The following is a 20,515-nucleotide window of genomic DNA, read 5'->3' on the forward strand; positions in this document are numbered from 1 at the left end:
TTCAAAAATTTTATGGTATATTTGTAATAATTATAAGTATCTTGTACTTAATTTTTAACCTATCTAAAACATTTAATATTCTAATTTTCCCTCTTTTTATAAAAAAAAGTCAACAATCAATCTTAAATTAATTGCTGGCTTTTTGCATCATTGCTATAAAGTTAAATGTAAAAACATTCTTCCAACCCATCTTATTCCATTTTTAATTCTATTTAATCAAAAAATAATAAAATCTAACTTATAAATTATTTATGTCATATTGAATTTTATAAATCAACATTTAAATCCATTTATTTTTTTTAAACCAATAAACACAAGAAATTATTATACAAATACTTATTATAATAATCAATGGATAGCTATAATCCCAATTATATTCTGGCATCTTTAAATTCATTCCATACCAGCCTACTATTAATGTTAGTGGTAAAAAAATTGTAGTCACAACTGTAAAAAGTTTCATTAATGTATTTTGATTTATATCAACTTGTGCTTGATATGCTTCTCTAACTTGTGTGACATAATCCCTTAAATTATTGACACCTTGATATAATCTATTAATTCTATTTGTAAACATTCTAAAATATTTAATTGTCTTCTCATCAATTAATTCATTTTCATTCTCTTCTATAGTTTCAGCAATATTTAAAAGTCTTTCATAATATCGCTTTAGCTTCAATAACTTCTTTCTTAGAATAATTATTTTATTTAAGTAATTATCATTCTTTGAAGTCAATAACCCATCTTCTAATTCAGTAATTTCTTTTTCAATATTTTCAATATGATAAGTATCTTCCGATGTAAGCTTATCAAAAAATATATAGAGCATTTTACAAAGACTAGTACACTTTATTTCTTCTATTTCACATTTTGAAGTAATATCATCTAAAAGTTTTTCTTTATCACCGATAAATAAAAGTACATTACTATCCAAAAATATACATACTCTTCTTGACTGAGATAAGATATCCTCTATTTTAGGAATTTTTAGAGCAATATAATCAAACCCCTCATAACTTTCAAACTTTGAGGTCCTTCCATTTAAACAATCATTTAATATTTTTTCATTTATGTTGAGTTTAGGTGCTAATTCTCTCAATTCATTAAAAGTAACTACTCCAATAAATAATTTATCATTATTTAATGCTATTTCCTCAATGGAATCTTTATTCAAAATGTCGTTTTTTAAGCAATATATCATTATAAATCACCTGTTTTCTTTATTATGCTAATTAATTTGTCTAAAAATAAATATATGAAATATAAATTTATTTTATATTCCATATATTTAAGTAAATAAGTATAAACATTTTTTAAGTTAATCTAAGCTCTAAGATTAAACAAAATATGTATTTTTAATTTAATGATTTGGATTAGAATTAATTTTGTTTATTGCCTTTGTAATTTCTACAATTATGTCGGTCTCAAATTGTTGTTTAGTACTTTCCAACCTAGCCATTATGTTTCCTATAGGGGTTGCCACATAACAAGGCTTCAAATTATTAAGTGATAACGTAAAAATATCTCTCTTACAGTTATCACATTTGCATCCGCCTGATCTCTCCAATAACACATCCATATATTCATTTACCCATATCTCCATGTAGTTTATAACATTATACATTACATCTCTCCCTTATCCCCCTAATATTTTTGATATTATCGTTACCCCTAAACAACAATAAAAACATTATAACATCAGTTTAGTAATAAAATAAACTAAATAATAACATTTATATCATTAATTATATATGTTTCTATATGTTATGTATAGTATAATTTATACTAAAAAATTAAATATGGCATTGCAATACAATTAATAATCATATTACAATGCCATATTCTTCAATATCCTTAAATACTTACATCCTTTTAAATATTACCAGCGACAACCTCCAACTTTTACACTCCAATTTCTTAATTTCCTAACATTTCTTTCTTTTTGATATCCATAAAACTCATTTTTCATCTTTTGTCTTCTTTTCATAATATCTTTAATAGTTTTTTCAGTTAATTCTTTTGGAGTCATGAAAATCACCATCCTTGATATTTAATTGTAAATTAATTATATCAACTTGATGATAATTCCATGTATATATATTGTTAATTCTATGTTATATTTATACGAAATTAATTTCTAAAAAAACCCCTCCACACAAAACATAAACCCTGCCCCTAAGGCAGAATCAAGATATTAATATAATTAGTTTAAGAATTTACTATTTCTCCGCCATTTATATGTATCACCTGGCCAGTAATATACGAAGCACTTTCTGAAGCCAAAAATACGTAAGCACCAGCACATTCTACAGGTTGACCTGCTCTTCCCATTGGTGTGTCTGAACCAAACTTTGAGACTTTGTTTTCATCAAAACTTGCTGGAATAAGTGGAGTCCAAATTGGACCTGGTGCTACAGCATTGATTCTTATCCCTGTTTTACCTTTTGCTAATGCTGTTGATAAAGATCGTGTTAATGCAACTATAGCGCCTTTTGTCATAGAGTAATCAATTAAAGTCTCATTCCCCTTATAAGCAGTAATAGAAGCAGTATTTATAATACATCCTCCTGGTTTTAAATGATTTAAGGAAGCCCTAGTCATATAAAAGGTTCCATATACATTAGTTTTAAATGTTTTATCAAATTGCTCATTAGTAAGTTTCTTCATGTCAGTACATTCATATTGTACTGCTGAATTATTAACTAGTATATCAATTTTTCCATATTCATTGACAATATTCTGTATGACTTCATCACAAAATTTTGAATTACTTATATCTCCCTCAATAAGGGTACATTTTCTGTTTAAGCTATCGATTATTTTTTTAGTCTCTTCGGCATCATTTTTTTCATTATAATATACTATAATTATGTCTGCTCCTTGCTTTGCATAAGCAATTGCCACAGCCTTTCCTATTCCACTATCTCCTCCTGTAATTACTGCAACTTTATTTTCTAATAATTTACCTTTATTACAATTAGGATTATCAAATATAGGTATAGGATTCATTATGTGTTCTAATCCTGGTTGTTCATTTTGATGTTGTTTAGGAAAACATGTTGGGTAATTCATCTTTAAAGCCTCCTTGGTATCTATTTTATTATTTAAATAGTCTATCCTAATTTATAAAAAATATTTAAAATTAAAAAAACAAAACTTCTATGAAATTAAAAATACTTAATTTCATAGAAGTTTATAAATTGGTATATATTTACTCTATCTTTTCAATCGCTAAACCTACAAGTCCTGGACCTGTATTAACTCCTAGTGCTGGTCCAATAGTACATGCTATTGAGCATTCAACTACATTCGGTAAATCTTTTATAGAATCATATAAATTTTGAACTTTATCAGGGCCATTCCCATCTAAAATCCAAGCTTTACATTTTCCATTTTCTAAATATCCTTTAAATATATCAACCAATTTCGATACCGATTGCTTTGAACCTCTTGCTTTAGCAGCAGTTCTATAAGTTCCATCATCAGCTACCGTTATTATGGGTTTAAGATTTAAGAATTCTCCAATAGTTCCAGCTACTTTACCTATTCGTCCACCTTTTTGTAAATATTCTAATGTATCGATAGTAAAATATAAATCGATATTTTTCCTAAGTCTTGGCAATGCTTCTGTAATCTCTAAAAAGGTTTTACCATCCATTATCATTTTTGAAGTTTCAAGAACAATGGCCCCTTCAGCCATAGTTAATGTTTTTGAATCAAAAACAAATGTTTGTAGTTCTGGAAAGCTTTCACAAACCAATCTTACAGCATTGTAAGTTCCTGAAAAAGCAGCTGAAATTGTTATTATAATTGCATGTGTATACCCTTCTGAAATTACCTTTTTAAAAACTTCAGTTATCTTCTCTATGCTAGGCAATGAAGTTTTTGGTATTTCATCTTCTAACCGTGCATACATCATTTCAGGTGTTATATCTATTCTATCTTCATATTCTTTATCTGAATATATTATTCTAAAAGGCAGCATTTTAATATTATTTTCTTCTAATATTTCAAAGTTTATATCTGAAGCACTGTCTGTTATTAATGCTATTTTCTCCATTTATGTTCCTCCTTAATAATACTATAACTTCGGTACAGTAAACATTTTGTATATCTTTTCTATTTAATTATAACTCCAAGAAATCTTGCAAGTTCCACCGCTTGTATAGGTGATACAATAGCATCCCTTAATTCTTTTCCTGTTAATAAAATATCAGAAATATCATTATCTCTAAAATCTATATTTTTTAAAGATGTATTCGTAAATTCACAACTACTCAAATCACAATTTTTAAATGCAACTTTGTTAAGAACACACTCTAAAAATATTGCCCCCTGCATACTAGCTTCATTATAATTAATATTTTTCATTTTAGAGTATCCAAAATTTAAGTATCTTCCCATAATCTTTTCGAAAAGTACGTTTTGAAGATTACTTTCACCAAAATTAGTTCCAATTAGTTTACATTCTTTAAACTCCACTCTATGTATACTTCCATCTGAAAAATCTACATTTGATAAATCACAGTTTTCAAAAATTACATCTATTAAATCAATATTTTTAAAACTCACTTCATTAAATGTAACATTTATAAATCGGCAGCCATTTATCTCTATTCTTTCCTTATCAAAATAATCTAAACTTGTATTTTGAATTAAAGCATTAGTTAAATAACCTTCATTTATTAGTTCATCTTTAATATTATCCTTTTCTTGGAGTATTGTTTCAAATCTAGGTTTTAATATTTTATTTAAATCTGACATTTATGTTCCCCTATTCTAGGTAAAATAAGCTTAGTCTTCTTACTTTCCTTATAATCAAAATTATATAAACTGCGTTTTTATACTATCTAGTATATTACTTAAGTAGGATGATGTCTAGTTCTTAGTATTAAGCTAACTAAATGAAAAAAGCCTCACTTAAATAAAATGAGGCTGTCGTTAAATTAATTTATATACATGAATACTTTAATTATATTCTATTTTCAAAAATTTTAGGAACATTTACAATTCCATACCCCCAATATGGATTAGGAATTAAATCACCACTTCGAATAACTGTACCACTTGCAAGATAAGATTTAATAGTCTGAGCAAACATTCTAGGTTCATTGCCATTTATAATACCCCATTGAAATAGCATAGCACAAATTCCAGATACAACGGCAGCTGAAACACTTGTTCCACTTACAACTGCTGTTTTATTTCCTGGCGCTACTGTTATAGCATTAACTCCCCCTGCAGCAACATCGATTCTATCAATATAAGCATCCAAAAAAGAGTTCCCTGAAAAATCTACAAGATTATTATTATTTTGATTGTAAGCAGCAACTGTAACTGAGTATATTGAAGTTGATGGATTCGTGACAGTTCCAAAAGGATCAGCAAAGCTAAAGCTTGTACCTCCAATTGTTATACCATTTTGAGGCATCCACGCATTATATTTACCTGTTGTAGTATTGTAACCATATAATCTAATTCTCCAAATTCCTGGTCGTAAATTATAAAATCGAATTCGTATTAATTCATCCCCAGTAGTTTCTTCTGGTAAATAATAATTTGCTCTAATTGATGTTTTTTCAAAAATATAAGTATAAGTGGCTGTATAATTTGTAACAATTGCAATTATACCAGTACTCTCACCAGAAGGTGATATCACTTCTATAAACATTACATTGGGCAAATCAACCCAAATCTCAATCCACAGATGTGATTGTTCAGGAGATGCAACAAATTCTATTATACCACCTGGTTGACCTTTAATAGTTGTGAATGGTATTGAAGTTCCTGAAGTGTGAACCCCTTTGTCTTTTTGATTACCAGTGGGCGTAACTATAGCTATTCCTTCACTACTTGTTATTAGATCAATGAAACCTGCTAAAATTCCAAGTCCATTATGACTGCCTAAATTGCTGCCTAATGGAAAATATACAACTGTTGGTATATTTGAATTTGAAGCATATTCATAGACATGCTGAAAAGCAGCATATACAGCAGTTATATTAAAAACTGGTATCGTAATTTCTGGAAATTGTGCTTTATAAGAATAATCAGGGATCAATTTAACAATTATAAAATTACAATCGTAAGCAACCCCTTTCAATCTTGGATTTTTACCAGTAGCACCTATTATTCCTGCCATATTTGTACCATGTCCAATTTCATCAGTACTAGGCACAATATCATATGGATTTCCTCCATTTCTATTTGCTATTAAAGCATCATTAATTCTACTTTTGTTATAAGTAACTCCAAATGGAACTGTTGTTGATTCATTATTAACATCCAAAATCGTTTGATCCCAAAGCTCTTCAATCCTAGTATCTCCAGTAATACTTGTAAATTCTTCATTCAGATAATCAATTCCTGAATCAATAATAGCTATATTAATTCCTTTTCCAGTTAAGTTGAGTTCACTTCCAACTTGTAAGTACCTAGCTTGTGAGGCTTCTACAGGTGTAATATCTTGTAATGTATAAAAATCTGATGGTGCAACATAAACAATAGATTTAATATTTGTTTCTCCACCCATATTAATTTCAACATCTTTTATTACTGAAACAATTGCATATCTATCATTAATTATTGTTAAATAATAATCTGGTATTTGAGAAATTTCAGCTTCAATATCACCCCTGTACTCAACCAAATAATTATCATATCTAACATCATGAAAAATCTTTTCAGCTTCTAAACTTTTCTTCATTTAACCTCCTCCATATTCTTTCTAGGAATTCTTATAAATAAATCCTTCACATAGTATTCAGTATAATTATAATCTCTATATAATTTTTTATATAAATTTCCTCTAAAACTTCTACTGATAATATTAAATATTCCTAATAAGTCAAAAAAACCATATCCTATTTCCCTGTTAGGATATCTATAAATACGATTACTTCTATCTGCACCAAGATCTAAATATGCTAGAATTTTTTTTGAAAACATAGTCTTATCATTTCCATCAATAACTCCCCATTGTATCAAAAGTGCGCATGCTCCTGCTACAATAGCAGTTGCTGCTGAACTTCCAGAAACGGTAGTTATTCCACCAGACACTTTTGTAGTTAAAATTCCAATTCCTAGAGTTGCTACATCAGGATTAGTAACAATCTCATTAACGTTCGGCCCTTTACCTGATTCAGCTACTAATGAATTATTATTTCCATGATATGCTATTGTAGCCACATTTCTAGCGGTAGAAGGAATCGTCAATGTATAATATGGATCTGATTGAAGAAATCTCGTATTTTCAGGCAAAGTCTTTTTAGGTGGAAGCCATATATGATATTGACCACTAGTTATATAATCACCTCTTAATTGAAAAGTCCATATTCCTGCTTTTATACTACTAAAATTTAGTGCTATTACTTCATGACCAGTAAAAATTTCTGGAACATAATATCTAACATTCATTTGAGTATTATAAAATACAAAATTAATATCTTCACTTTCACCCGCCTTTGCTTTTATAAATTTTGATGCTTCTCCATTGGGTGAAATAACATTAATTGATGCTCGATTAGGCTTTATTATCCATATATTAAATGAAAAATATTTTATTTCCTTCGGTATCCTTAATTCAATTGTCGATATTTCTCCCACTTGTGGTATGTATCCAGAGGCATGACCTTCTGATGCCCCTTCATTACCAACTCCTGCAACAACTGCAATTCCTCTAATTGTACCAATATCCGATATATATCTAGATACTATACTATTTCCGTCATGACTACCTTCAGTCGTTCCAATTCCAAGATAAATAACCATAGGTCTGTTACTTCTTATTGAAAAATTTTTCAAATATTCAATTCCAGCTAAAAGTTCAGATGTATTATATATTGGTGTATACGGCACTCCATTTGCTTGTAACTGATTTTTAAAATTAATCGATTCAAGTAGTTTAACCACAACAAATTCACATTCTGGTGCAATTCCTTTAAATCCTGCGTTAAATCCTCTTCCTCCGATTATTCCTGCCATTTGTGTTCCATGACCAATTTCATCTCTTGATGGAACAATTTCATATGGATTCTGCTTGTTTCTATAAGCCTTTATTGCATTGTTTATATCTTCATTTGAAAAAGTTTTGCCAATAAATACTGCTGTATCAGAAACGTCTTTAATACTTTGATCCCATATATTTAGTACTCTTGACGTATCATCTTCCCTAATAAATTCATCATTTAAAAAATCTATCCCAGTATCAACAATTCCTATTAAAACGCCTCTACCTGTTAAATCTAGATAAGGATTAATACTTATAGCATTTATATTATCAACATTAGAAGGTGAAATATCTTGAAGTACATATTTACTCCTAGAATCAATATACTTAATTGATGGTACATCGTTTAGTAGCCTGTCTAAATATTGAGGTGATGTAGATATAACACCAAGAGTATTTGTTATGATATCCCCGCAAGCATAGTCAATTTTATCAATTTCTTCTTTGAATTTGCCCCTATATTGAACTAAATAATCAGGTGAATCTTCATAATAAAGATTACAATTTTTTAAACTTGCCACATATATCTCCTTTGTAATACTCATATTTAATAATATTTATGCATAGATTAAATTATTCATAGTAACAATTTCAAATCTACATTAATCATAATAAATAAATCAGAAATATTTACAAGTGCTAAAATGCTAATAGTTTTATAAGCAAGTATCACTATAAAATATTTCTGATTTTAATTAATTCTTTTATTATTATTCACTAGCAAGTTTTTTATAAATTGATAATCTCTCCATTGCATCCTGCTCTGTTTTAGCAAATAATTGTTCTGCTTCTTCTGGGAATGCCTTTGCAAGTGATGCATATCTAACTTCACCCATCAAGAAATCTTTAAAACTTTCTTTTGGATCTTTAGAATCTAATATAAATGGATTTTTCTCACCTTTCAAGGCTGGGTTATATCTATAAAGCTGCCAATATCCACAATCTACTGCCTTTTTTTCTTCTGCTTGAGAATTTGCCATTCCAACTTTTATTCCATGACTTATACAAGTTGAATAAGCAATTATAAGCGATGGTCCATCATATGCTTCTGCCTCTTTAATTGCCTTAATTGTTTGATTCTTATCTGCTCCCATACAGACTTGAGCCACATATACATATCCATAAGTCATAGCCATTCTTCCTAAATCCTTTTTCTTTGTTCGCTTTCCTGATGCTGCAAATTTAGCTATTGCAGCAGTTGGAGTTGATTTTGAAGATTGACCTCCTGTATTAGAATATATTTCTGTGTCAAATACTAGTACATTAACATTTTCATTACTTGCCAAAACTTGATCAAGACCTCCATATCCAATATCATAGGCCCAACCATCTCCACCAAATATCCATTGTGATCTTTTTACAAAATATTCTTTATCCTTCAATATTTCTTTTGCAATTTCACTATTTTCATTTTCAAGTACTTCAATTAACCTTTTTGCCCTATTCCTTGAACCATCCCCAACATCTTTATTATCTAGCCAATCCTTAAGCACTTCTTTAGTATTTTCAGATAATTCTCCTTGTAAAGCAATTGCCATATTGTTTGCAATTCTCTCTCTTATAGTCTTTACTCCTAAATACATTCCATATCCAAATTCAGCATTATCTTCAAATAATGAATTTGCCCATGCTGGTCCATGTCCCTGTTGATTAATTGTATATGCCATAGCTGGTGCTCCAGCTGCCCAAATAGAAGAGCATCCTGTTGCATTTGCAATCATCATTCTATCACCAAATAATTGAGTAATTAATCTCGCATAAGGTGTTTCGCCACAACCTGCACATGCTCCATTATATTCGAGCAATGGCCTTTCAAATTGACTTCCTTTAAGTGTATACTTATCCATTGGATTTTTTCTTGCAACTTTTTCCACAGTATAATTCCAAGCTTCTATTTGTTCATGTTGACTATCTTGAGATTTCATTACCAATGCTTTACCTGGCGCTGGACATACTTGTGCACAATTACCACATCCAGTACAGTCGAGTGGAGTAACACCAATTGAAAAATATAGCTTTTCATCACTCTTGAGTGCTTTAGCTTCAAGTAATTTAACACTTTCTGGAGCCTTATTTTTTTCATCTTCATTTAATAAAAATGCTCTAATTGTAGCATGTGGACATATAAAAGAACATTGATTACATTGAATACAATTTTCTGGTATCCATTCAGGAACGTTCACAGCTATTCCTCTTTTTTCATAAGATGTTGTTCCATGCATAAAGGTACCATCGTGTATTCCGGCATTAATAATTGTTGAAACAGTTAATGCATCTCCTTCTACTCTATTCATTGGCCTTGTTACTTCTTTTATAAATTCTGGAAAATCTTCATCGTGATCAAGTTTATCATCTTGAGTGTTACTCCAATCAAGTGGAACTTTAATTTTAATTATTCCTTTAACTCCTTCATCAATAGCTGCATGATTTGCATTAACAATTTTTTCGCCTTTGGTACCATAGGATGTAACTACTGCATCTTTTAAATATTTAACTGCATCTTCTACTGGGATTATATTGGCTATTTTAAAGAACGCAGCCTGCATTATCATATTTATCCTACCACCAAGTCCAATATCCTGTGCAATTTTTACAGCATTAATTATATAAAATTCTATTTTATTTTGTGCAATGTATCTTTTAACTGCTGCTGGTAGTTTTTCTTCTAATTCTTCTGGAGTCCAAATTGTGTTTAATAAGAACTTTCCATTTTTCTTTAAACCTCTAACTACATGATATTTATATACGTAGGATTGATTATGACAAGCAATAAAATCTGCCCTATCAATTAAATATCTTGACCTAATTGGCTTATCTCCAAATCTTAAATGTGATACTGTTATACCACCTGATTTTCTAGAATCATAATCAAAATATCCTTGTGCATACATATTAGTATAATCTCCAATAATCTTAATAGCACTCTTGTTTGCTCCAACTGTGCCATCTGATCCTAATCCCCAGAACTTACAGGATGTAATTCCTTCTGGTGTAGCATCTATTTCTTCAAGAGGTTTAAGTGACAAATTTGAAATGTCATCAATTATTCCAATTGTAAAATTATTCTTAGGTTCATCTAAAATCAAATTATCAAACACAGCAGCAATGTGTGCTGGAGTTGGATCCTTTGATCCAAGACCAAATCTTCCACCTACAATAGTTGGAGCATTTCCTTTACCAAAGAAACTTCTTACAACATCCAAATATAAAGGTTCACCTACTGAACCTGGTTCTTTTGTTCTATCTAAAACTGCAATTTTAGTTACAGTTTTAGGAATGACCTTTAATAATCTTTCAATAGAAAATGGTCTATATAATCTTACTTTCACTAATCCTACTTTTTGCTTATTAGCATTTAAATAATCTACAGTTTCCTCAACAACATCGTTGACAGCACCCATTGAAATTATGATCCTATCCGCATCAGCAGCCCCATAATAATCAAAGCAATGATAACTTCTGCCTGTTAAATTTGTTATTTTGCTCATATATTCTTCGACAATATCTGGAATATTATCATAATACTGATTTACGGCTTCTCTAGCTTGAAAATAAATATCTGGATTTTGAGCGGTTCCCCTTGTAACAGGGTGATCAGGATTTAAGGCTCTTTTTCTAAAATCATCGATAGCTTTATAATCAACTAGTTTAGCAAGCTCTTCTTGCTCTAGTACTTCTATTTTTTGTATTTCATGAGAAGTTCTAAATCCATCAAAAAAATTCATGAAAGGCATTCTTGTTTTTAATGTAGCTAAGTGGGCAACTCCACTTAAATCCATTACTTCTTGAACAGAACCTTCTGCAAGCATTGCAAAACCAGTTTGCCTTGCTGCCATAACATCTTGATGATCACCAAATATACTTAAGGCTGATGTGGCTAAAGCTCTTGCTGCAACATGTATTACACAAGGAAGTAATTCACCTGCTATTTTATACATGTTAGGAATCATTAATAATAATCCTTGTGACGCTGTATACGTAGTTGTCAACGCTCCTGCTTGAAGTGATCCGTGCAGTGCACCTGCTGCACCAGCTTCAGATTGCATTTCAACGACTTTTAGTGGTTGACCGAAAATATTTCTTTTCCCTTGGGAAGCCCATTCATCAACATGCTCTGCCATAGGTGATGATGGTGTTATCGGGAAAATTACTGCTACTTCAGAGAATGCATAAGATATATATGCAGCAGCTGTATTACCATCCATAGTTTTCATTTTTCTCATCATATTTACCTCATTTCATTTTTATATTCATCATTATTTTTTTATTATTTGCTATGAGCTTTTTTGTTATTCATATTACTGAAAACTATGTGAAAAATAGTTTGAATTTAAACTTTTTATAGACAAATATATACGTTGCAAAAAGATTATTCAAATCATAAAGTTTTCCAAATAAAATTAATTTTCAATGATAATTGACCATTGAAAAGCAGGTATAACAAAATCTTCACCTTGCTATACCTGCTTATACTAAAATTATCTAATAAAATTTTTCTTTACGATCCTTGCTTTTTTTCTAGTGCTTCTTTTAATGTATGCCAAGCTAAAACTGCACATTTTACTCTTGCAGGCATATTCGAAATATTTTTAAAAGCCATTGCATCTTCTAATGCATATAGTTCTTCATCATCTTTAATTTCTCTTTTTATCATTCCAATAAAAGTTTCAGTAAGCATTAAGGCTTCATAAATTTTTTTGCCTTTTATTAAATCTATCATTATTGATGTTGAGGCTTGAGATATAGCACACCCTTGTCCTGTGAATGCCAAATCTTCAATAGAATCATTGTTCAATTTAAGCTCTAATGTTATTTCATCTCCACAGCTTGGATTATGTCCCTTTTCCTTAATATCAGGATTTTCTAAGCTTCTTTTATTATGCTTTGAAGTACTGTGTTCCATAATCAATTCTGTATAAATTGCATTTAAATCCATCCTATTACCTCCATTTCGAAAACATTTCATATGTTTTCTTTGTTGCTTCAATTAATTTATCTACATCTTCTTTTGTATTGTAAAAGTAAAAACTTGCTCTACAAGTTGCATTTATACCCATATATCTCATAAGAGGCTGAGCACAATGATTTCCTGACCTTATTGCAACTTTATGAGAATCAAAAACAGAAGCAACATCATGTGGATGAACTCCTTCTATGTCAAATGAAATTATCCCACCTCTATGGTTTAAATCTTTAGGTCCATAAATCTTTATATAGGGAAGCTTTTCAAATTCATTTAAAGCATAACCTATAAGTTCTTTTTCAATTTCGTCTATCTTTTCCATACCTATATTTTCTAAATAATCAATTGCTGCTCCAAGACCAACAGCTCCTTCTACATTTTGTGTTCCACCTTCAAATCTTGATGGTAATTCAGCAAAAGTTGCTTCTTGCTCATAAACATATTCGATCATATCTCCACCAACTATATATGGAGGCATATTTTCTAGTAGCTCTTTCTTTCCGTAAACTACGCCTATTCCCATTGGCCCTAAAAGCTTGTGCCCTGAAAAAACTAAAAAATCTGAATCTAAGTCTCTAACACTTACCTTCATATGTGGTACACTTTGAGCTCCATCAACTATTACTATAGCACCTTTTGAATGAGCAAAGTCTATAATTTCTTTAACTGGATTTATAGTCCCAAGTGCATTAGAAACTTGAGTAATACTAACGATTTTCGTCTTTTCAGTTATCTTAGTTTTTATTTCTTCTTCTGGAATTTCTCCATTTTCATTTACATACATATATTTTAAAGTTGCTTTTTTTGCACTTGCTACAATCTGCCATGGAATAAGATTTGAATGATGTTCAGCAATTGAAATAACAATTTCATCACCTTCATCAATATTATTCATTCCATAAGAAGAAGCAATAAGATTAAAGCCTTCTGTTGCATTTTTAGTAAAAATTACTTCTTTTGAAAATTCTGCATCAATAAATTTTATTACTTTTTCTCTAGCATCATCATAAGCTTGAGTTGCATCTATACTTAATTTATAAGCACCTCTATGAGGATTTGCATTATTTAACTTATAGTAATTTTCAATTGCATCTAAAACTTTAATTGGCTTTTGAGTTGTTGCACCACTATCTAAATAAACTAATCTTTCCCCTTTTTCATCAGCTTTTAAAATAGGGAAATCTTTCAAAAAATCTACATTATTCATTTTTCAATCCCCTGTCTACATTTTCTAATATTTCTTCTATGATACTTTCATGACCAATAGAGTCTATTATTGGATTAAAAGCTGCTCTAACAATTATAATTTTAGCTTCATCATAACTTAACCCTCTAGACATCAAATAAAATAATTTGTTTTCATCAATTCTTCCTGACGAAGCAGCATGTTCTCCTGATACATCATCTTCTGAACAAAGTAATATTGGCATTGCTTTTGCTCTCGCTTTCTTTGAAAGTAACATACAATATTCATCTTCTGCGCCAACACTCTTAGATGCACCTGTCTTAAAATCTAAAGTTCCTTTAAATGCCTTTTTAGCTTCCCCTTGAAGAGCTCCTTTTACATTTATATTAGAATTACTCATTTTACCCTTATGCGCAATGATGTAATTAATATCGATAAGTTTCTTTTTACTTCCTAAATATATTGAATTTACATTTGAAGTTGCTTTATCGCCAATTAAGTCTCCATGATAATTATAAACACTGTATTTTCCACCAAGATCTATTGTTATAAAATCAACTCTTCCATCTTCTTCAACGTCAGAAACATTGGAATCAAAATGGGCTATATTATCATTTAAGAAATTCACCTTAGTTAATTTTATTTCACTGTCTTTCTTTGAAAATACCGTACAAATTCCATTATGATAACCAGTTGAATCATCTAAAGATTTATATTTTACTATAATTGAAGCCTTTGAATTTTCTTCACCAATTATAATTAAATTATCTACAAGGGTACTATTATCTTTATCAAAATCAAACTCTATTACTATTGGTTCATCAATTATTTGATCTTTTCCTATTGTTATTAAATATCCATGATCAAAATCTTCTTTGCCTTGCTTTATAAGCTCTTCACTAACTCCATATTGAAATTTTTTATATAATGGAAATATCTTATCCTTTGCTAATTTTTGAATATCAACATCATCACTACATTTAATTTTTACATTGTCAAAGTTTCTAAGATCTCCAATATTTAATTCTCCAAGGCTTATATCATTAATATTCACCCAGCTTTTTGTTCTTATTGGAGTTTTATTTAAATTATTAAATTGTATAGCCTTCATTTCATTCACCTACCCTATGCTTCCTTCTAATTCTATGTTTATTAAATTATTCATTTCGACTGCATATTCTAATGGTAATTCTTTTGATATAGGCTCTACAAAACCTCTTACTATCATTGATTTTGCTTCATCTTCACTTATTCCTCTAGTCATAAGATAGAATATAGATTCATCACTTATCTTACCAATTTTTGCTTCATGGCCAATTTCAACATCATCATTTAATAAATCTATTACTGGAATTGTATCAGATTTTGATTTATTATCTAACATTAGAGATTCACAAGATACTATAGATTTTGAATTATAAGCATTTTCGGTAACTTTTAATACCCCTCTATAAGTAGCTTTTCCACCATTTCTTGATATTGATTTTGAGTTTATAGTTGAAGAAGTGTTTGGTGCAGCGTGTATAACCTTTGCCCCAGTATCTAAGTTTTGTCCCTTACCTGCAAAAGATACTCCTGTAAATTCTGCTCTTGCTCCTTCTCCCTTTAAAATGCTCATAGGATATAGCATTGATATTTGTGATCCAAAGGAACCTGATACCCATTCTATTGTTGCATTTTTTTCAACTATTGCTCTCTTAGTATTTAAGTTAAGCATATTCTTGGACCAATTTTCTATAGTACTATATCTAAGAGTTGCACCTTCTTTTACATAAAGCTCAACGCAGCCAGCATGTAAATTAGTAACACTATATTTAGGAGCTGAACAGCCTTCTATAAAATGAAGTTTTGCTCCTTCATCTACTATTATTAATGTATGTTCAAATTGTCCTGCTCCAGGTGAATTTAATCTAAAATAAGATTGAAGTGGTATGTCAACATTAACACCTTTAGGAACATACACAAATGATCCCCCTGACCAAACTGCTCCATGAAGTGCAACAAATTTATGATCATTTGGTGTAACACACTTCATAAAATATTCCTTAACTAAATCCTCATGTTCTCTTAAAGCAGTCTCCATGTCAGTATAAATAACACCTTGTTTTACTAAATCTTCTTTAATACTATGATAAACAACTTCAGAATCATATTGCGCTCCAACTCCAGCAAGAGATTTCTTTTCAGCTTCTGGAATTCCAAGTAAATCAAAGGTTTTCTTAATATCTTCAGGTACTTCATCCCAAGAACCTACTAAATTGCTCTTTGGTCTTACATAAGTTACAATGTTATCCATATCTAAAGCTTCTAAGGATGGTCCCCAAGTTGGTAAGTTTAATTTATTATATGTTTCTAGAGCTTTTAATCTAAAGTCTCTCATCCATTTGGCTTCATTTTTTTCCTCTGAAATAGTTTCAATTATATCCCTTGTTAATCCCTTTTCAGATTTAAAACTAAAACTATCTTCGTTTTTAACATCATAGATTCCTCTATCCATTTCCTTTATATAAGTTTTCTTCTTGCTTTCCATCTTAATTCACCACCTTTATATTGCTACATTTTCTTTAAAAGCTTCATACCCATTTTCTTCAATAGTTTGTGCTAAACTTCTATCTCCAGTTTTAACTATTTTCCCATCAACTAAAACATGAACATAATCAGGATTTAAATTTTCTAATATTTTTGTATTATGAGTTATGATTAAAACTCCATTATCTTCATTTGAAAACATCTTAATCCCTTTAGAAACAATTCTTATAGCATCAACATCTAATCCTGAATCAGATTCATCTAAAATTGCTAGTTTAGGATTTAAAGTTAACATTTGAAGTATTTCATTTTTCTTCTTTTCTCCACCTGAAAATCCAACATTTAAATATCTGCTTGCATAGCTTTCATCGATTTTTAATTCTTTCATATTATTTTGTAAATCTATATTGAATTTAAAATGTTTAAGCATATTTCCATCTGAAGATCTCTTTGCATACTTTAAAAAATTCTCTACTGTTATTCCTGGAATCTCTTCAGGATATTGAAAAGATAAAAACAATCCCTTTTTTGCTCTTTCATCGGTTTTTAATTCATTTATGTTTTCTTCTTCAAACTCTATATTTCCACTTAATCTTTTATATTTGGGGTTATTTAAAAGAGCATTTGCTAGGGTAGATTTTCCTGCTCCATTTGGCCCCATAATAACATGAATTTCACCTTTATTTATTTCTAAATTTAATCCTTTTAAGATTTCTTTATTATCTGCTTCAATTCTTAAATCACATACTTTTAACAAACTATTATTCATAACAATTCTCCTATTCTACTAATATTTAATTAATTATTTTCTAAAAATTATATTACAATCTCCAAAATGTAACTATTTATAATTTCTTAATATGTATAATTTAAAAAGTGCATTTTAAATACACTTTTATATTAGCACAAGATTTTTTAATGTGCAATACAAATACACATTTTATTTTTCACCAATTTACTTTTTCTTATTTTCAGTTATAATATAGTTATTCACTTACGATAACCTTATTTAGTAATTAAATTTAGATATGTATAAATCTTTTATTAACAACACTACACTAGAAATCAGATGCATTTTCTGGAGCAGGCATGTGAAATTGAGCTGATGAAGTTTCTAAATGGGAGCTTGTTTCATTTTTAGCTTGTCCAGATTTTACATCTGGAACACGCTGAAATGACGACAAGCCCACATTTAGAACCTACCAGCGAAAATTTCACTAGTCCTGCAGAAGACAACTGTATTTGATTTCGGTAATTCTTCCATATCACCTATATACAGAAAGGATGAGAAAATATGAACTTATCTAAGTTTTCAGATTATGCTTTTAGAATTTTAATATATTTGGCTAAAAACCAAGATAAAATATGTACTGTAGAAGAATTGGCATCAAAACTTGAAATATCAGAGCATCATTTAAAAAAAATAGTCCATAGATTAGGTAAAACTGAATATGTAATATCCACTAAAGGAAGAAATGGTGGATTAAAACTTGGAATGCCTCCTAAAGATATTAATCTTGGTAACATCTTAATCATTACTGAAGATAGTATAAATCTCGACGAATGTTTTTCAAGTGGAAAGGATTCTTGTGCTCCATCATCTAAATGTAAGTTGAAACATATACTCCACTCTTCAATTAAGTCCTTTATTGATGAAATTAGTAAATATACGTTACAAGATATTATTTAATTTGAGGCAACTATAGCACATTTTTGTGAATGATGAATAATGAATGATTTGTATACACAAAAAAGGTATTCTATCAATGTTCTTGATAGAATACCTTTTATTATGTCTAAATTAATCTTTATCTTATATTTTCTATTGTTCTACTGGTTTCTTTAATATACCTAATATTACTGCACCAACTACAGAACCTACAAGTATTGCTATAAGATATGAAATTGGATTAGATACTATAGCAATTACAAAGATTCCACCATGAGGTGCTCTTAATGCACATCCAAATGCCATTGAAAGTGCCCCTGCTACAGCTGAACCAATTATACAAGATGGTAATACTCTTATTGGATCTGCTGCTGCAAAAGGTATTGCACCTTCTGAGATAAATGAAAGACCCATTATATAGTTTACTAGTCCTGCTTGCCTGTCTTTTTCAGTAAATTTGTTTCTGAAAACTGTAGTACAAATTGCAATTACAAGTGGTGGAACCATACCACCAGCCATAACAGCTGCCATTATATCAAAGTTTCCACTAGCAAGTGATGCTGTACCGAAAAGATAAGCTGCTTTGTTAACTGGTCCACCCATATCAACTGACATCATACCACCTAATACAATACCTAAAAGAATCTTACTAGTACCACCCATTGAACCAAGTGCTCCACTGATAGATGTGTTAATTACACCCATTACTGGATTTATGAATAAAATTATTACACCAATTAAGAATGTTCCAATTAAAGGATATAATAATACTGGCTTAATACCTTCTAAACTTCTTGGTAAACCTGCAAATATCTTCTTTAATGCATTAACTAAATATCCAGCAATAAAACCTGCAAGTAATGCTCCTAAGAAACCTGAACTAACTGCTGGTGCCTTTGGATCAAATGCACTTGCAAAAGTAATACCGGCATTAGCTAAAGCACCACCAACAAAACCTACAGCAAGGGCTGGTCTGTCTCCAATGCTCATTGCTATAAATCCAGCAAGAACTGGTAACATAAATCCAAATGCAGTACCACCAATTTTCATTAGTACAGCTGCAAGTGGTGTTCCTGAACCAAATCCACTAGGATTAGCAGGATTAAATGTATCAAAAAGGAATGCTAAAGCTATAAGTATACCACCACCTATAACAAATGGTAACATATGCGATACGCCATTCATAAGGTGTTTGTATATTTGACGTCCTACTGATTCATTTCCTATATCTACACTTCCTTCTTCTCCTTTACCATCGTGATGGTAAACAGAAGCATTTCCGCTTGTAGCTTGATTAATTAAATCTTTAGCTTTGTGAATACCATTAGCAACTGTTGTCTTAATAAGTTTTTTACCATCAAATCTCGCCATTTCAACATTTTTGTCAGCTGCAATGATTATACAATCAGCATTAGCGATTTCTTCTTTAGTTAATACATTTTTAGCTCCTCCAGAACCATTTGTTTCAACTTTAATTGATACGCCTAATTCTTTAGCTTTATTTTCCAAGCTTTCAGCTGCCATATATGTATGTGCAATACCTGTTGGGCAAGCAGTTACTGCCAATATTTTATAACCTTTATCACTCATAGTATTCTCTCCTTTCACTTCATCTGGGAACTTTTCATTTTCTTTTTTATCAATTAATTTTAGAAATTCATCTTTGTCTGAACAATTAATTAAATTGCTTCTAAATGTTTCATCCATCAATATAGTTGATAGTCTTGCTAATACTTCTAAGTGTAAATTATCATTATTATCTGGAACTGCAATCATGAAGAAAAGGTTTGCAGGCTGTCCATCTAAAGAATCATAATCAACACCATTTTTACATATAGCTGCTGCTAGTGAAGCATTTTTAACAGCTTTTGTTTTGCCGTGAGGAATTGCAATTCCATCCCCTATTCCTGTTGTACTTAATTCTTCTCTAGCTAATATTGCTTTTTTATATTCTTGTTTATCATTTAAATTTCCTGTCTTATCCATTAGGTCAACTAATTCATTAATACATTGTTCTTTAGTACTAGGATTAAAATCTAAATTTATTCCTTCTTTGTGTAATAAATCTACGATTCTCATACTTTGATCCTCCTCAAAATAAAATATAATTTCAATATAATAAATAAAAAGTTATAATACCTTTTAGTATTAACGATTACA

At 30.0% G+C, this 20,515-nt stretch carries 17 protein-coding genes; 1 reads left to right on the plus strand and 16 read right to left on the minus strand.

The genetic code is table 11. From position 1 onward, the window contains the following. Positions 1–280: 280 nt before the first annotated feature. From CSPA_RS16115 to CSPA_RS30795, 15 genes are all read right to left on the minus strand, one after another. On the minus strand, positions 281–1,201 hold the full coding sequence (locus CSPA_RS16115) for a magnesium transporter CorA family protein (protein ID WP_015393399.1): 921 nt from the start codon (positions 1,199–1,201) through the stop codon (positions 281–283). Positions 1,202–1,360: 159 nt separating this feature from the next. Beyond that, positions 1,361–1,603 (minus strand): late competence development ComFB family protein, encoded by a 243-nt coding sequence (locus CSPA_RS16120; RefSeq protein WP_238917529.1) that lies wholly within the window; start codon positions 1,601–1,603, stop codon positions 1,361–1,363. A 276-nt stretch (positions 1,604–1,879) separates the two neighbouring features. After that, positions 1,880–2,029 (minus strand): hypothetical protein, encoded by a 150-nt coding sequence (locus tag CSPA_RS30250; RefSeq protein WP_015393401.1) that lies wholly within the window; start codon positions 2,027–2,029, stop codon positions 1,880–1,882. Positions 2,030–2,208: 179 nt separating this feature from the next. After that, positions 2,209–3,072 carry an SDR family oxidoreductase gene (locus tag CSPA_RS16125; RefSeq protein ID WP_015393402.1) on the minus strand — a complete coding sequence of 288 codons (864 nt, stop codon included), beginning with the start codon at positions 3,070–3,072 and terminating at the stop codon, positions 2,209–2,211. A gap of 139 nt (positions 3,073–3,211) precedes the next feature. Then, a complete protein-coding gene (locus CSPA_RS16130) occupies positions 3,212–4,060 on the minus strand; it encodes a DegV family protein (protein ID WP_015393403.1) in 849 nt (282 codons plus the stop codon). A 59-nt stretch (positions 4,061–4,119) separates the two neighbouring features. Continuing rightward, the gene (locus CSPA_RS16135; RefSeq protein ID WP_015393404.1) at positions 4,120–4,764 is read right to left on the minus strand and encodes a pentapeptide repeat-containing protein; all 645 of its coding nucleotides are present in this window, start codon (positions 4,762–4,764) and stop codon (positions 4,120–4,122) included. A gap of 208 nt (positions 4,765–4,972) precedes the next feature. Next, entirely contained in the window at positions 4,973–6,706 is a 1,734-nt protein-coding gene (locus tag CSPA_RS16140) for a S8 family peptidase (RefSeq protein ID WP_015393405.1), read from the minus strand. Beyond that, on the minus strand, positions 6,703–8,529 hold the full coding sequence (locus tag CSPA_RS16145) for a S8 family peptidase (protein WP_015393406.1): 1,827 nt from the start codon (positions 8,527–8,529) through the stop codon (positions 6,703–6,705). The genes CSPA_RS16140 and CSPA_RS16145 overlap by 4 nt, the downstream gene beginning before the upstream one ends. A 189-nt stretch (positions 8,530–8,718) precedes the next feature. After that, the gene (nifJ, locus tag CSPA_RS16150) at positions 8,719–12,231 is read right to left on the minus strand and encodes a pyruvate:ferredoxin (flavodoxin) oxidoreductase (protein ID WP_017810547.1); all 3,513 of its coding nucleotides are present in this window, start codon (positions 12,229–12,231) and stop codon (positions 8,719–8,721) included. Between the two features lie 275 nt (positions 12,232–12,506). Beyond that, positions 12,507–12,944, minus strand: a complete 438-nt coding sequence (gene sufU, locus CSPA_RS16155; protein WP_015393408.1) for a Fe-S cluster assembly sulfur transfer protein SufU — start codon at positions 12,942–12,944, stop codon at positions 12,507–12,509. 4 nt (positions 12,945–12,948) lie between these two features. After that, on the minus strand, positions 12,949–14,178 hold the full coding sequence (locus CSPA_RS16160; RefSeq protein WP_015393409.1) for a cysteine desulfurase: 1,230 nt from the start codon (positions 14,176–14,178) through the stop codon (positions 12,949–12,951). After that, positions 14,171–15,268 carry a Fe-S cluster assembly protein SufD gene (gene sufD, locus CSPA_RS16165; protein WP_015393410.1) on the minus strand — a complete coding sequence of 366 codons (1,098 nt, stop codon included), beginning with the start codon at positions 15,266–15,268 and terminating at the stop codon, positions 14,171–14,173. The genes CSPA_RS16160 and sufD overlap by 8 nt, the downstream gene beginning before the upstream one ends. A 9-nt stretch (positions 15,269–15,277) precedes the next feature. Continuing rightward, positions 15,278–16,687, minus strand: coding sequence for a Fe-S cluster assembly protein SufB (gene sufB / locus CSPA_RS16170; RefSeq protein WP_015393411.1), 1,410 nt, complete (start codon positions 16,685–16,687; stop codon positions 15,278–15,280). A 15-nt stretch (positions 16,688–16,702) separates the two neighbouring features. Continuing rightward, a complete protein-coding gene (gene sufC, locus CSPA_RS16175) occupies positions 16,703–17,455 on the minus strand; it encodes a Fe-S cluster assembly ATPase SufC (RefSeq protein WP_015393412.1) in 753 nt (250 codons plus the stop codon). Positions 17,456–17,744: 289 nt separating this feature from the next. Then, a complete protein-coding gene (locus tag CSPA_RS30795) occupies positions 17,745–17,876 on the minus strand; it encodes a hypothetical protein (RefSeq protein ID WP_017810545.1) in 132 nt (43 codons plus the stop codon). Between the two features lie 104 nt (positions 17,877–17,980). Between CSPA_RS30795 and CSPA_RS16180 the strand changes: the two genes are divergently transcribed. After that, the gene (locus CSPA_RS16180) at positions 17,981–18,376 is read left to right on the plus strand and encodes an RrF2 family transcriptional regulator (RefSeq protein WP_015393413.1); all 396 of its coding nucleotides are present in this window, start codon (positions 17,981–17,983) and stop codon (positions 18,374–18,376) included. Between the two features lie 132 nt (positions 18,377–18,508). On the opposite strand, the gene CSPA_RS16185 is transcribed toward CSPA_RS16180, so the two are convergent. Continuing rightward, a complete protein-coding gene (locus CSPA_RS16185; protein ID WP_015393414.1) occupies positions 18,509–20,434 on the minus strand; it encodes a PTS fructose transporter subunit IIABC in 1,926 nt (641 codons plus the stop codon). Positions 20,435–20,515 lie beyond the last annotated feature (81 nt).

Source organism: Clostridium saccharoperbutylacetonicum N1-4(HMT), from assembly GCF_000340885.1.
Classification (GTDB): Bacteria; Bacillota; Clostridia; order Clostridiales; family Clostridiaceae; genus Clostridium; species Clostridium saccharoperbutylacetonicum.